The organism is Quyinboa ferrireducens (assembly GCF_042436675.1).
GTDB lineage: Bacteria > Bacteroidota > Bacteroidia > Bacteroidales > UBA5342 > JBHJHP01.
Genome location: NZ_JBHMVA010000001.1, coordinates 750344 through 766400 on the forward strand (window position 1 = coordinate 750344; position 16057 = coordinate 766400).

The 16057-nt window shown below is 41.5% G+C and carries 7 protein-coding genes; all 7 read left to right on the forward strand.

Translation table 11 applies throughout. The features are described 5' to 3' along the window. The first annotated feature begins 5 nt into the window (after window positions 1–5). The 7 genes from ACE01N_RS02840 (at window position 6) to ACE01N_RS02870 (ending at window position 15867) form a co-directional block, all read left to right on the forward strand. Window positions 6–2138, forward strand: a complete 2133-nt coding sequence (locus ACE01N_RS02840; RefSeq protein ID WP_380584605.1) for a family 43 glycosylhydrolase — start codon at window positions 6–8, stop codon at window positions 2136–2138. An 11-nt stretch (window positions 2139–2149) separates the two neighbouring features. Beyond that, window positions 2150–4582: a glycoside hydrolase family 127 protein gene (locus tag ACE01N_RS02845; RefSeq protein WP_380584607.1), complete on the forward strand. Its 2433-nt coding sequence runs from the start codon at window positions 2150–2152 to the stop codon at window positions 4580–4582. A gap of 34 nt (window positions 4583–4616) precedes the next feature. Further along, a complete protein-coding gene (locus tag ACE01N_RS02850) occupies window positions 4617–7313 on the forward strand; it encodes a DUF5695 domain-containing protein (RefSeq protein WP_380584609.1) in 2697 nt (898 codons plus the stop codon). 9 nt (window positions 7314–7322) lie between these two features. Beyond that, window positions 7323–8531 (forward strand): glycoside hydrolase family 27 protein, encoded by a 1209-nt coding sequence (locus tag ACE01N_RS02855; protein WP_380584611.1) that lies wholly within the window; start codon window positions 7323–7325, stop codon window positions 8529–8531. 46 nt (window positions 8532–8577) lie between these two features. Then, window positions 8578–10809 carry a S9 family peptidase gene (locus ACE01N_RS02860; protein ID WP_380584613.1) on the forward strand — a complete coding sequence of 744 codons (2232 nt, stop codon included), beginning with the start codon at window positions 8578–8580 and terminating at the stop codon, window positions 10807–10809. A gap of 24 nt (window positions 10810–10833) precedes the next feature. Beyond that, window positions 10834–11661, forward strand: coding sequence for a hypothetical protein (locus ACE01N_RS02865; RefSeq protein ID WP_380584615.1), 828 nt, complete (start codon window positions 10834–10836; stop codon window positions 11659–11661). A gap of 171 nt (window positions 11662–11832) precedes the next feature. Beyond that, complete coding sequence (locus tag ACE01N_RS02870) at window positions 11833–15867, forward strand: hybrid sensor histidine kinase/response regulator transcription factor (protein WP_380584617.1); 4035 nt, start codon at window positions 11833–11835, stop codon at window positions 15865–15867. The last annotated feature ends 190 nt before the right edge of the window (window positions 15868–16057 follow it).

The following is a 16057-nucleotide window of genomic DNA, read 5'->3' on the forward strand; positions in this document are numbered from 1 at the left end:
TGAAGATGAAGCACCGGAAAAGAGCAGGCCTGATTCTGATATTGTTAACCTCATTATTTACGGTTGTTGCCAACCCGTTGTTGCCGGGTTATTATGCCGATCCAACCATTAAAAAGTTTGGTGATACCTATTATATTTATGCAACAACAGATGGTATTAAGCTGGCATCCGGAGAGCCTTCCGTTTGGGTAAGTAAGGATTTGAAAAACTGGGTCAATGTGGAAATGGAGATGTCTTTACCGGATGGTTTAACTAATTGCTGGGCACCTGATGTACTCGAAGGTAAGGATGGACGGTACTATTATTATATGGGGAATTGTCAGTATGGCTGCAATATTTACGGCTATGTTTCAAACTCACCGGTTGGTCCGTGGGTGCCGTTAAATGAAGGGAAACCGGTTATTCCGGTAGGAACGGGAAAAGAGTATCTTCCTGCACTGGATGCACAGTTTTTCCAGGATGATGATGGATCATTATATGCCTTTTTCGGAACCTGGTGTACATCTTTTGGTGGTATGGGATGGGTAAAGATCAACAGCGATGATATGTTTACCATCGAAGAGGAAGGATTTATTCCCATTTCTCAGATTCCTAGAGCTTTTGAAGCTGCTTATATGATGAAAAAGAATGATACTTACATTTTAATGTATTCTGCCGGCGATTGCAAGCTGGATTCTTACGCGGTGCATTATGCATATTCTGATAAACCCACCGGCCCGTTTACATACGGAGAAAATAATCCGGTCCTGTCAAGCGACGGTGCGTTGGTTGACGGACCGGGTCACCATTCTGTTCTTGAAGATAACGGGAATTATTATATTGTTTATCACCGGCATGATAATCCGCACAGTACCGGTGGCATGTTCAGGCAAACCTGTGTGGACAAGCTTACTTTTATTAATGATCACACCATTGCAAAAGTTGAACCGACAGAAGATGGCTTATGTGCGTTAGGTGTAAAAAATTTGGGTCCTGAAAATCTTGCTTTGGGAGCTAAAGCTGAAGCCACATCATATTACCATCTGAAAACAAGGGGAAGCAGGTTTACCGGAAACAAAGCTGTTGATTATGCTTATAGTCCGTCAAACGCTACAGATGGCAGCAATAATACATTGTGGAAAGCCGATGGCTGTGAGTTGCCACAATCCCTAACAATTGATCTTGGTAAAACAAAATCCTTCGATCGTATATTGACAGATTTTGAATACCCTTCTCATTTTTATCAATACAAAACAGAGATATCGAAGGACGGCAAAAACTGGTCGGTTTATGCTGATAAAACAAATAATAAAGTTTCAGGATCACCGGTTATTGACGAAAAGAAGGCCAAGGCCCGTTTTATAAGAATTACCGTTACGGGCGTAGAGAAACCAGGTCTTTATGCCGGGATATGGAATGTAAACGTTACAAAAGGGAAGATGGACATCCCCGAATTCCAGCAAATGGTTTCAAATGCGGATAAAGCGCCTCAGCCAACAGGGGAATGTCTGGTAGATATCAGTTTTAAGGATCAGAAACCAGGTCAGTTAAACGGTGAAACTGTGCTTAATACAGGGACACTTGGTGGGAAAATTACCGGAAGAGGGAATGTTACGATACAAAATATTGATGGAGTGATGGCTGCTGTTTTTGACGGAAAATCGTCACTCAGACTGGCTGCTGTTCCACCTGAAAGTATGGCCTGGAATGCACCTTTTACTACAGCAGTTTGGGTGAAGAATCCTGAAATAGGACATGGAGAATGTCTTTTAAGCTGGACATCACGGCGTGATATGTTGCAGGCATCTTATGCTGCCATGTACTACGGAACAGGAAATTACGGCGCAGCAGCTCACGGTGATGGCGCGGTCGATATGTCTTATTCCAAAGTGCCTGAAGCAGACAAATGGCACCATATCGCCGTAACATTTGATGGCATGACAGAAAGTATATATGTGGATGGGAAACTGGATAAAAAGGCTCAACTGATGCTGTTTGTTACACCTGCTGAAATACATATTGGCGCCTCCGGTAATCCTGATGAGAACTTTTCGGGCAGTATCTCGGGTATCAGATTATATAATAAAAGCATGACTGAAGCAGAAATAAAAGGGTTATTATCGGAGACTAATCCTATTACAAACGCACAACCGAACTAAATAATATGGATATGAAAAAACTGAATTCAAAACATTTTACTGCTTTTGCAGGTGTGGTAATTTTACTGGTGTTTTTTTCATCCTGTAAAACAGAGGTTAAAACTGAAAAAGAAGGTCAATATCCCATTGAACCGGTTCCTTTTACTGCTGTTCATGTGACTGATCAGTTCTGGGCTCCAAAAATCAAAATCAATCATAACGTGACCATTCCGATTGCCATAGAACAATCGGAGATTTCAGGCCGTGTAAAAAACTTTGAGATTGCAGCTGGTGATGCAAAAGGCGAATTCTGTTCAGAGTATCCGTTTGACGATAGTGATATATATAAAATTATTGAAGCAGCCAGCTACTCTTTGCAAACCATGCCGGATTCTGCACTGCAGAAAAAGCTGGATGAACTTATTGATAAAATAAGAAAGGCACAGGAGGAGGACGGATATATTTATACCAACCTTACCATTGCTGAAAAGAACGGTACAAACCCGCATCCGTGGGTTGGCGATGGCCGGTGGAATAAAGTGCATGAACTGAGTCATGAGCTGTATAACCTGGGACATATGTTTGAGGCTGCTGTCGCACATTACCAGGCAACAGGACAACGAAATTTTCTCGACATAGCCATTAAAGCTGCAGATATGCTGGACCGTACCTTTGGATGGGGAAAGCTTGAAGATTATCCCGGTCACCAGGTTGTTGAAATGGGATTAGTGAAACTTTACCGGGCTACAAATGAAATGCGCTATCTCGATCTGGCTAAATTTTTCCTTGATGTCAGGGGACCTGGCGGATCAGAGTATAATCAGGCACATGAAAAAGTAGTGGATCAGAACCGGGCTGTGGGACATGCTGTTCGGGCTACTTACATGTATTCAGGAATGGCAGATATCGCTGCCTTGTATAATGATGAGTCATACCTTCATGCCAGCAGGGCCATATGGCAGGATATGGTATATGGTAAAACCTATGTCACTGGAGGAATTGGTGCCTCAGGTGGGAACGAAGGTTTTGATGAACCGTATAATTTACCCAATATGGCTGCATATTGTGAAACCTGTGCTTCAATTGGAGACGTATTCTGGAATTACCGCTTATTTCTGTCAGATGGAGAAGCAAAGTACATGGATGTTCTGGAAAGAACCTTATATAATGCGTTGATATCAGGTGTTTCATTAACCGGGGACCGTTTTTTCTATCCTAATGTACTGGAATCAATAGGACAACACAGCCGTAGTAAATGGTTTGGTTGTGCGTGCTGTCCTCCGAACATTGCCAGACTTTTACCTTCGTTACCCGGCTATGTATATGCAAAAACAAACGATGCCATTTATGTAAACCTGTATATGGCCAACACTGCTCAAATCAAGCTTGGTGATGAGGATGTTACTATCAGCCAGGAGACACAATACCCATGGAACGGTTTGGTTAAGATGACTATTAACCCAGAAAACAAAGCCAGGTTCGCTTTAAAATTAAGGATTCCTGGCTGGGCAAGAAATGAAGCCATTCCGGGAGATTTATATACCTTTATGGATGGTGTTAATCCTGAGGTAACGCTTAATGTGAATGGTAAGGATATGAAGGTTAAACCGGAACACGGATATGTAACCATCGATCGGAAATGGACGAAGGGCGATGTTGTTTCTTTAAATATGCCAATGGAACCGCGTGAAGTTAAGGCGGATGAAAATATAAAAGCAGATGCCGATAAAATGGCCATTCAACGGGGACCATTGATGTATGCTGCGGAATGGCCTGATGTGGAGGACGGAAAAGTATTAAATCTGATTTTTGACAAGGATAAAGAACTTACTGTTGAGCACAACGATCATCTTTTAAATGGTGTTTACACCATTAATATTCCTGCAAGAATTGCCCGCGCAACCAAAAATGGAGGTTTGGAATACAGTGAAGAAAAAATTGTTCAGTTGATTCCGTATTATGCATGGAATAATCGTGGACCCGGAGAAATGGCAGTATGGCTTCCGTATAACGAAAAAAGTGTACGACCTTTGCCTGCACCTTCCATTGCCAGCAAAAGTAAACTTTCAGCATCGCGTCCCACTAAAAGTCTTATTGCCATTAACGACCAGTTAATGCCTAAGGATGCCAACGACCATACATGGCCCTATTATCACTGGTGGCCTGAAAACAATGCATGGGAATGGGTTCAGTACGATTTTGATAATGAAGAAACTGTAAATATGGTAAAAGTGTATTGGTTTGATGATGGACCGTTCGGAGGTTGTCGTATTCCTGCAGAATGGAAAGTAATGTATAAATCAGGTAAGAACTGGGTTCCGGTTAAGACCCTTGGACAATACACTATCACAAAAGACAGTTGGGATTCTGTAAATATTGAACCGGTAAAAACCACTGCGTTACGAATGATGGTTAAATTACCGGAGAGGTTTTCTACAGGTATTCATGAATGGGTGATTGAATAAATGAGCAAATAGGAGTATTAAAAAACAACATCAAATGAAGATAAAATATCAGTATATTCTGGCTTTAATGATCCTTGCAGGGACGGTTATCAATGCACAAAATCGCAGGAGAGAGAAGCCTGTCCCAACACTGGGACTTGATAGTGGGTATACAGATTATTCCACTCAGCAAATTAAACTGCAACTTGTTAATGCATCACAAACCGTTTCAGAATTAAAAACGGATGAAGGGTTCGACTTCACACCCCATGACAGGTTGGAAGCTCGTTCAGGAAACAGATTTTATCATTTGGGGGATATTAATCTGAGAGTAAGGAGTTGTGGTTGCGAGGACTGGGCCAGCTTTTCTACGGCAGAAAACCGCAAACCGGTTATGTCGTTAAATGTGAATGATCCGGAGGTGCTGGCTGCCTCAAATCTGAACGTTACCATGCCTGAAACATTTCCCTTGGAGCTTACAAGGTACTGGCAGAAGAAAGGGGATCACCTTGTGTTGCGTTTTAAATTGGTTAATAACACAGATAAAGATGTAGAAATAGGCGCTTTGGGTATTCCAATGATATTTAATAATGATCTGACAGGTAAATCACTGGATGAAGCCCATGCGCAGAATGTGTTTTATGACCCGTATATCGGTATGGATGCAGGTTATCTGCAGGTGGTGTCGCTGAAAGGAGAAGGGAAGGTTCTGCTTGTATTGCCTTGGGAAAATTCGCCCTTCGAAGCGTACAGGCCATTGCTTGATGATCCGACACCAAGAGGTATAACATTTGAGGGGTTCCATGAGTGGATGATCCATTCCAAAGCCTGGGCTGATGGGGAATGGGAAGGTGTGGAGCAATGGAATGTTCCTACAGAGAAAGTGCTGAAACCTGGTGAAGAATACAATGTAGGAGTGGAGTTTGTACTGGCTGATTCCGTTAAGAGCATCGAAAAAACACTGGCAGATTACAACAGGCCTGTGGCCGTTGGTATCCCTGGATATGTGTTGCCTGAAGATGTTGTAGGAACACTTTTTCTGAAAGCTGAAAAAGGCGTGAAGTCAATCACTTCTGAACCGGAAGGGGCTCTGTCCGTAACCTTTGATAAGGTAACAGATGGTAAATGGAAAAAATATATTGTAAAAGGAAATCAGTGGGGCAGGGCAAGGCTGTCTGTTACGTATGATGATGGAACGCTTCAGACCATCAATTATAAAGTGATTAAGCCTGAAGCAGAAGTTGTAGCAGATAACGGTCATTTCTTAACAACCAAACAATGGTATGAAAATTCGGACGATCTGTTTGACAGAAGCCCGTCTGTGATAACCTACGATTATGAAACAGGAGAGAAAGTTCTGCAGGATTCGCGTTCGTGGATTTGTGGCTTAAGTGATGAAGGTGGTGCAGGTGCGTGGTTAAATGCCATTATGAAGCAACTGGTTGAACCGGATCCTGAAGAGATCGCAAAGCTGGATTCGTTTGTAAGTCAGACATTGTGGGGTGGCATTCAGTACAATAGCGGCGATCATAAATATGGCGTTCGTAAAAGTATGTTCTATTATGAACCGGACAGCATGCCGGCAGGAACATATAGAGATGATATAAATTATAAAACCTGGGCCGCCTGGTCGAAGAAAGCAGCAATGTCAGTTGGCCGGTCCTATAATTATCCGCACGTAGCTGCAGCACACTGGGTGATGTACCGGTTGGCCAGAAACTATAAAGGCCTTGTGGATGACAGTCAGTGGAGGTTTTACCTGGAGAATGCCTTTTATACCTCTATGGCCATGGTAGAAAAGGCGCCGTATTATGCACAGTTCGGGCAAATGGAAGGGACTGTTTTTCTATTGATCCTGAATGACCTGAGAAATGAAGGTTTTGCGGATATGGCTGATAAACTTGAAGCAGCCATGAAGAAAAGAGCTGATCACTGGGCCACGCTGAATTATCCGTTTGGAAGTGAGATGCCCTGGGATTCAACCGGACAGGAAGAAGTATATATGTGGTCGCGCTATTTTGGATTCTCTGATAAAGCGATGGTAACATTGAAGGCAATAATGGCCTATATGCCTACAATTCCGCACTGGGCTTATAACGGAAACGCGCGCAGATACTGGGACTTTCTGTTTGGAGGAAAACTTTCACGTATTGAACGGCAGATCCATCATTACGGTTCAGCATTGAATGCCATACCGGTATTGCATGAATACAGGCTTGAACCGGATAACCTCTATCTGCTTCGTGTGGGTTACGGCGGAGTAATGGGGGCAATTTCAAATATTAATGAAGAAGGATTTGCACCTTGTGCATTCCATTCCTTCCCTTCCACACTGGCCAACGATGGTATCTCCGGCGATTATGGAACAGGATTCTTTGGATATGCGGTCAACAGCGCCACATTTATTACCAGAGACGATGACTTTGGCTGGCTTGCGTTTGGTGGTAATATCAGCGAGGATGGCGACTGGGTTACAACCGATATCACAACGGCATCAAAATCAAGAATATTTATCGCGCCGGAAAAACTTTGGATCACCCTGGATGCAGGAAATGTAGATGCAGTAAGATACAATTCAAAAACACATGAAGTAATCCTTGTTTTGGCCCCGAAAAACGACTTTACACCAAAAGCTTATCTGCGACTGGAAAAGAATGGTAAACCCGTTGATTCCCTTAAGAAATATAAGAAGGATAGCAGGGGAGCATGGGTTGTGCCCCTGAAGAAAAAATCAGTGGAGGTGAAACTTTAGAAAACAGATATGAAGAATAAATGGCATTACATCACAGCAGGGCTCGTTTTCGTGCTGATGACACAGGTTCTAACTTTAAAGGCCCAGGATAACGCTATAATCTCAGCTACTCCGCCAATGGGATGGAACAGCTGGAATAAGTTTGGATGTAATGTCAGTGAGAAACTGATTATGGAGATGGCTGATGCCATGGTTATCAGTGGCATGCGTGATGCCGGATATGAATATATTGTGATTGACGATTGCTGGCAGACGGGCCGTGACAGTTCTGGCAATATCATTCCGGATTCGGAACGCTTTCCATCGGGAATGAAAGCACTGGCCGATTATATACACGATCAGGGACTTAAATTTGGTATTTATTCCTGCGCAGGTTCTAAAACATGTCAGGGAAGACCCGGAAGCAGGGGGTATCAGTTTCAGGATGCCAGGACCTACGCATCCTGGGGTGTGGATTATTTGAAGTACGACTGGTGCTATAATGAAGGTCAGGATGCCAAAGCAGCGTACAAAACAATGAGCGATGCGTTGAAGGGATCAGGCAGACCAATTGTGTTTTCCATTTGCGAATGGGGTGAGAGTAAACCATGGGAATGGGGAGAAGGTATTGGAAATTTGTGGCGGACAACAGCGGACATCAGAGATTGTTATGAATGTACCTTTGACTGGGGTGGTCTCGGTGTTTTGGATATCATTGATAAACAAGCCGAATTATGGCCTTATGCAGGTCCGGGGCACTGGAATGATCCCGATATGCTGGAAGTCGGAAATGGTGGAATGACGGAGGATGAGTATATCACACACTTTTCAATGTGGGCCATGCTGGCGGCACCTCTCATGGCTGGCAACGATCTCAGAACAATGGACCAAAGCACAAAGAAAATTCTGACAAACAAAGATGTTATCGCCATAAACCAGGATAGCAGGGGAGTACAGGCCCGAAAATTTATGGATATGGGGGAGCATGAAATTTGGGCCAAACCATTAAGTAACGGAGAGGTTGCGGTCTGTTTCCTCAACCGGACCGATACACCTTGGAAACTGAATTATAACTGGAAAAAATATACAATGTATTTTGTACGCGACGTGAGCATCCACCGGAATGTATATCAGGTATATGATGTTTGGGATCATAAAACAGTTGGTGATACAGAGGAACAATTGAAAAAGGAAATTCCGGCACATGGGGTATTGATGGTCAGATTAACAAAAAAATAGGTTGTAATATTCAAGGACATAACGAATAACATATAATTTTTACAGGATGAAAAGGTTAGTAGTACTATTGTTTTTGGGAAGTTTTGTTGCACATTATGCAAGCTTTGCACAGGTGACTGCTGAAGATTATGCCAGGGCAGATTCTACAGCTAAATTCGGAAGTCTGGTTTATAATGCCTATGCTGATGTAAACTGGATAAAGGATAAACCTGTTTTCTGGTACAGTATAAAGACCCGTAAAGGAACGGAGTATAAACTGGTGGATGCAGAGCATTTGAAAATTACACCGGCCTTTGATCAGGAAAAATTGTGTAAAGCATTGAATGAATCCCTGAAGAAAGACTATAAACCATTTGAACTTAATCTCAGACGCCTGCGGTTTATTAAAGATGGTAAGGCTATTGCCTTTGAAGCAGGTGATAAAAGACTGGAATGTGATCTGAAAAAGTATAAAGTTGACATAAAAGGCGATGTTCAAGGTTGGGGCAACCGTCACTGGGGAGAAACTGAAGGGGAGTATAAAAGCGATCCCGTTAAATCGCCTGATGAAAAGTGGGAAGCATATGTCAGGGAATATAATGTTTGGCTGAAGGATTTGAAATCCGGATCCGAAACACAGTTGAGTTTCGACGGTTCTGCCGGAGAGTTTTATTCCGGACATATGGACTGGTCCCCGGATTCCAAAAAAATTGCAGTAAACAAAGTACGTCCAAACGAAAAACACTATATCTATTTCGTGGAGTCTTCACCTAAAGATCAGTTACAGCCGAAACTGGAAAAGAGAGAATATCTGAAACCGGGCGACGCACTTCCGATACTTAAACCTTGTCTTTTTAATGTGGAGGACTTAAAGCAAATACCGGTCAATAGTCAGCCTTTTGAGAACCAGTTTTCTTTGTTTGGAATTAAATGGTGGCCGGGTAGTGAAGCTTTTACGTTTGAATTCAATCAGCGCGGACATCAGGTTTACCAGATTGCCGAAGTTGATGCAGAAACAGGAGACGTTCGGGTTATTATTAATGAAACCAGTAAAACTTTTATAGATTACAGCGGGAAACACTTTCGCCATGATTTGGATAAATCAAAGGAAATCATCTGGGCATCGGAAAGAGATGGCTGGAACCATTTATATTTGATTGATGCCAAAACCGGTGAAGTAAAAAATCAAATTACAAAGGGTAACTGGCTGGTAAGAGGTGTAGAGCATGTGGATGATGATAACCGGAACATCATTTTTTCTGCTTCAGGAATGAACGAGGGAGAAGATCCGTATTTTATACATTATTATAGCATCAGTTTCGATGGCACAGGATTAAAGGACCTGACACCTGAAAAGATGAACCACGATGCCACCTTTTCGTCCGATTACAAATACTTCACCGATGCCTATTCTACTGTTGATACACCGCCGGTTACCGTACTAAGGAAAACAGCTGACGGAACAATACTGAAAATACTTGAAGAAGCTGATATCTCAGATTTACTTGCTGCAAACTGGCGTAAACCGGAGGTGTTTGTTGCAAAAGCACGGGATGGCAAAACAGACATCTGGGGTAACATTTATTATCCTACGAATTTTGATCCGGAGAAAACATATCCGATTATAGAATACATCTATGCAGGTCCACAGGGATCATTTGCACAGAAAAGTTTCCGTCCTTACAATTACCCGTTTTCGGGACTGGCAGAACTGGGCTTCATCATAGTTCAGATGGATGGTATGGGAACGTCGAACCGCTCGAAAGCCTTTCATGATGTGTGCTATAAAAACCTGAAGGATGCAGGTTTTCCTGACAGAATACTATGGATCAAAGCTGCAGCAGAAACACATCCGTTTATGGATACCACACGTGTTGGTATCTTCGGAGGTTCTGCAGGAGGACAGAGTTCTACCGGTGCTGTATTGTTTCATCCTGAATTCTACGATGTGGCCGTATCATCCTGTGGCTGTCATGACAACCGCATGGACAAAATGTGGTGGAATGAGCAATGGATGGGCTATCCGATAGGGAAGGAATATGCAGAATGTTCCAATGTGGATAATGCTTACAGATTAAAGGGTGACCTGATGCTGATTGTGGGTGAGGTGGATGATAATGTGGATCCGGCATCAACCATGCAGGTGGCAGATGCTCTGATAAAGGCGAAGAAAGATTTTGAACTGGTGGTTCTTCCCGGATCAAACCATACACTAGGAGGGGATTATGGCGAACACAAACGCAGGGACTTTTTTGTGAAAACCTTGTATAACCAACTGCCGCCGAAATGGGGGAAATAATATTAACCATAAAAAGATGAAATGATGAAACGCTCAATATATTTAGTCGCATTGTTGTATATTGTACTGTTACCTTTAAGTTCTTACGGGCAGTGTATTGTCGGGGATAAAAATATTCCGCCGGAAATAACAAAACCACCACTGGTTTTAAAGCTGGATCCGTTTTATAAAAAATACATGGGCGCCAATGGTATTCCTGTCATTTCATCGTGGAGGGTACCCGATTCGGCCCTGATACAGGCGTGGAAGATTGTAATGTTCATGACCAATGATCTGCCTGAAGAAGTGTTGACCCAAATGCAGCATGCAGGGGCAAGAGTTGGTGTAATGGCTCGTTATGAAGGAACAACAGATATTCCTGAACATGCTGATCTGGCCAATGATACTACCTTAAACTGGGATCTCCGGGCCAGAGGGCTCGGCGGCGATATGAATTTGCCCCTGACAACATGTGCAGAGGAAAACCTGTTGTGTTATCAGATCGATAAGTATCATGCAGAAGATATCCTGATCCATGAGTTTGCGCATGCTATTCATCTGATAGGTATCGCACCAATAGATTCCACCTTCAACAATACCTTGCAGCAATATCTTGATGAGGCTGTTGCAAATGGATTGTATGCCAATACATACGCCAAAACCAATATATATGAATACTGGGCTGAAGGAATACAGGATTGGTTTAACGTGAATGCTGAAGTACCAAAAACGGACGGAAAGCATAACCAGGTGAATACACGGGAAGAATTAAAGCGGTACGATCCGAAATTATATAATCTCATACACAAGTATTTCTCGGAATTTGAAGGTTCTCCATCGTGCCACGGAGGACAAAATCTGTATACATTTTAATCTGGTTAAATGGATTGAGAGCCGGATAAAATTCTTCAGATAGTTATTAAAAATTGACAGAAACATTTAAATTTACAGCTTTACTGCACAGATAATTTTGTATTTTGCTGTTGTGGTATCGCTAAGGTATTATGTGACCAGAGTTAAGATGTTTAAATATGCCAGTCCACAATGAAAATATTCAGGTGGGTCATAGCTTTTATATTCCTTTTAAATCTGAACCATCAGATATATGGTAAAGATCAATCGGTTCAGTTTTATCATTTTACAAATGAGATGGGACTGCCATCGTCTTATGTAAAAAGCATTACTCAGGACAAATATGGCTTTATCTGGTTGGCAACACGTATTTCAGTCTCCCGTTTTGACGGTAAACAGTTTCAGGATTTTCCTGCTTATGGTGAAGATGGCAGAGAAGTTAAAATCTTTTGCAATAAGCTTTTCTATTTTAAAGATTCCTTACTCATAGCCAGGACAAATCAGGGTGATTTTTTTGTTTTCGATAATAATCTGGAAGTATTTAATGCATATGCATTACTTAATAATATTCCTGACATTCAGTCTATTAATGTTACCCGGAAAGGATTTTGGATCAGCACAACAAAAGAAATATTTTATCTGAATCCCGTCACCGGAGAAAAAAAGAATATAAATGAAATAGTCCCCCAGTTTAAAACGGTCGGTGGTTACACATATTTATCATCCCTTGCTGATGAGGATCATTTGGTCGTACTGACCAATTCAAATGAATTGATTTGGTTTAGTTTTGGTTCTTCGGTATTCAAAATATGCCCGCTTCCGCAGTTAAATAATTCATCTTCGTTACAATTGTTTTATCTTGATAAAGCTCACAGGATATGGTTTGGAGAAGAGACAAATGGTGTTTTTAGGTATGATCCTGAAAACAACAGCTATCAGAGGTTTTCAAAGGATCAACCGGAACCTTATACAATTCCTCATAATCTGGTACATTGTCTGGAAGAGGATCATCAGAATCGAATTTGGATAGGTACAGAGGCCGGGATAAGCATTTATGATGATTTACATGAGAAGAACACCATATGCAGTTATGATCCTGCAAATCCACAGGGCCTGAATACAAATCCCATTTATGATGCATTCTGTGATAAGGATGGGAATATGTGGTTGGGAACATATTTTGGAGGCGTTAATTTTTGGAGTGCAAAAGATATATTTTTCAGGACATGGAATTCCGGTCTGGGTGACTGGCACCTAGGAGGAAATGTAGTAAGTTGCCTCACAGAGGATGATAAAGGCAATCTTTGGGTTGGACTGGAAGACATGGGGCTTAACCGAATTGATTTACAGACGGGTGAGGTCAGGCACTATACCATGAAAGACGGACTGTCTTATAATAATCTGCACGATATTCTTTTTGTGACTGACACAAAACTCTGGATTGCTACTTACACAGGAGGAATAAATATATTGGATACAGAAACCGGTAGAATTACCCATCTGAATAAAAACAATGTTCCGCAGATTCTTTCTGATAACATTTATGCATTTCTGAAGGTAGGTGACACTGTACTGATAGGTTCAACTTATGGTGTGACTTTGTATGATGCTAATAGTCAAAGATTCTCCAGACTGAAGGATGATGTTTTACAGAACATTCAGGTTGAGAGCATGACCCGGACCGGTAACATAATATGGCTCTCTTCGGTGGAGGCTATTTACAGGTACAATCTGGAAACAAAGTCAATTCAGCTGTTCGATGAAATTCCTGAGATGAATAACATTAATTTTGTCAAGGCAGATTCCAAAGGACGCATCTGGATTGGTGATTCCTACCAGGGGCTGGCCTGTTATGATCTCAAATCAAACAGAATAACGAAGTTTAATCCTGAAACAGGGTTTCCAGTCTCATGGATGTTCAGTCTTGAAGAGGGGAATGGCGGCTGGTTTTGGGCAAGTAGTGATAAAGGTCTTGTAAAGTTTAATCCTGAGAGTGGTATAAGTATATTATATGACAGCAATTCAGGTGTGCCTTTTAACCAGTTTAATTACAGGGCATCATTTACAGATAGTAACGGCAACATTTATTTTGGTGGCAACAGTGGGATGGTATCGTTTAATGAAAAGAAAAATCCACAGATGGCGAAGGATAACGGTGTTGTGCTGACGGGTTTTCAATTATTCAATACACCTGTAAGACCAGGCCAGAAGTCACCGCTGAAAAGGTCAATTAATGAGACGGATAAAATAGTTCTACGCTACGATCAGAATGTTTTTACCATAGAGTATTCCGCATTAAATTATTCCCTTAGTGGTAGAAGTCAGTACGCCTATTACCTGGAAGGATTTGAGACGAACTGGAATTATGTGGGGAACCGGGACTTTGCCACGTATACCAGCCTTAGCCCGGGAACTTATACGTTTCATGTCAAAGGATCGGGGTATAATGTGCAGGAAGTTTCAAATGATACCAGCCTGACCATAGAAGTCTTACCGCCATACTGGCTCACTAAATGGGCTTTCATGATTTATTTTTTACTTGCACTGATTTTTTCTTATATCATTTATAAGGTTGGTAAGAATCTGGCACAGTCAAAGGTTATGATTGAAATGGAACGAAGGGAAAAGGAACATGCCGATGAAATCCATAAAGTAAAACTGGAGTTTTTCACGAATATTTCCCATGAACTCAGAACCCCTCTTACGCTTATCCTGGGACCAATTCGGTATATTATTGATGAGGACAGGCTAAGTCCTAATTCAAGGAGAAAACTGTTGGGCGTTGAGAAGAATGCGAAGCGTTTATTCCAGCTCATCAACCAGTTACTGGAGTTCAGAAAAATAGAAAACGGAAAGGAAAAATTACAGATTATTGAAACCGATATCAGATCTGTTGTGGATGAAATTTCGGATTCATTTAACAACATCGCAGAGTCGAAGGATATAGAGTTTGTTACAAGTCTGCCGGTAAAAAATTCCATGGTTTGGGTTGATCCCGGTAAGCTGGATAAAATTGTATTTAACCTCCTGTCAAATGCTTTTAAGTTCACAGAAGCGGGTGGACGCGTTGAATTTTCTGCCAGTATTGAAAGTTCAAAATCACGATCACGTTACGAAAATAATGTGCTGATCATAAAAATTTCGGATTCCGGCAGGGGGATAAAACCAGAAATGCTGGATCGTGTTTTTGATCGGTTTTTCCAGATTGAGGAAAATCTGAGTAAAGGTTCAGGCATTGGTTTAGCCTATGTGAAAAGCCTTGTGATTTTGCATAAAGGTGATATAAAAGTGGACAGTGAAGTTGGAAAAGGAACATCATTTACCGTAAGTCTGCCCGCATCAAGAATAGCATACGACAAAACAGAAATACTTGATCATATTTTACAGTATGAACATGCTACGGCGAATAGCGATGCGCTGTTCGACATAAAGGAGGAAAAGAAACGGATCGATTCAGATGGACTTTCCTCTTTACCATTGGTTATGGTGGTGGAAGATAACAGGGAACTGCTTGATTTTATGAAAGAGGTTCTTGAGCCAAACTATCAGGTTATTACAGCACTTAATGGAATCGAAGCACTCAAAAAGATGGAAAAAATAATTCCCGATCTTATTGTAAGTGATGTGATGATGCCGGAAATGAATGGTTTTGATCTGACTGGGAAAATCAAAACAAATCTGAATACGTCCCATATTCCGGTTATTCTGCTGACAGCAAAGAGTGGAGTGGAGGATCGGATAAAAGGGATGTCGACAGGGGCTGATTACTACATTGAAAAACCATTTTATCCTGAAATTCTTGAGAAGAATATTGAGAATATAATATCCACACGGAAAAAGCTGATTGAGCGGTTTAAAAATGATGCCTATGTACAGATCAGTGATATGGATATTTCTGAATCAGATAAGAGCTTTATGGAGAAACTGACGAATATTATCAGAAAGAATATCAGCGATTCCACGATGGATGTCAGTTATCTGGTTAAGGAAATGGGTCTGAGCCGGTCTCTTCTGCATATGAAGCTGAAAGGTCTCATTAATTGTTCAACCACAGAATATATCAGGGCAGTACGACTGAAAGAAGCCGTAAAACTGATCGCCAGCGGGAAATGTAATATTTCGGAAGCGGCGTATGAAACCGGATTCTCCAGCCCTACATATTTTACACGGCGTTTTAAAGAGTTTTATGGTAAACCACCAAGGGAATATTTTGAAATGAACAATTGATATGGCAAAAGGGAAAGTCGTATATATTTTATTTAAACAATGTTAAGCATTCTACGTTAACCTAAATAGAGTGGCTTCTGTCACATTTTTGGAAGACCCTGTACTCACTATTTAAGTATTCAATTTTATTAATTTTTCAGGCACATCACCTTTTGGTAGATGCTTGCGGTCTTGCGTATCAACTAAAAAT

What these genes read in the sequence shown, in the direction of transcription:
- ACE01N_RS02840 (WP_380584605.1), top strand. Translation starts at nt 6, where the DNA reads ATGAAGCACCGGAAAAGAGCAGGCCTGATTCTGATATTGTTAACCTCA.
- ACE01N_RS02845 (WP_380584607.1), top strand. Translation starts at nt 2,150, where the DNA reads ATGAAAAAACTGAATTCAAAACATTTTACTGCTTTTGCAGGTGTGGTA.
- ACE01N_RS02850 (WP_380584609.1), top strand. Translation starts at nt 4,617, where the DNA reads ATGAAGATAAAATATCAGTATATTCTGGCTTTAATGATCCTTGCAGGG.
- ACE01N_RS02855 (WP_380584611.1), top strand. Translation starts at nt 7,323, where the DNA reads ATGAAGAATAAATGGCATTACATCACAGCAGGGCTCGTTTTCGTGCTG.
- ACE01N_RS02860 (WP_380584613.1), top strand. Translation starts at nt 8,578, where the DNA reads ATGAAAAGGTTAGTAGTACTATTGTTTTTGGGAAGTTTTGTTGCACAT.
- ACE01N_RS02865 (WP_380584615.1), top strand. Translation starts at nt 10,834, where the DNA reads ATGAAACGCTCAATATATTTAGTCGCATTGTTGTATATTGTACTGTTA.
- ACE01N_RS02870 (WP_380584617.1), top strand. Translation starts at nt 11,833, where the DNA reads ATGAAAATATTCAGGTGGGTCATAGCTTTTATATTCCTTTTAAATCTG.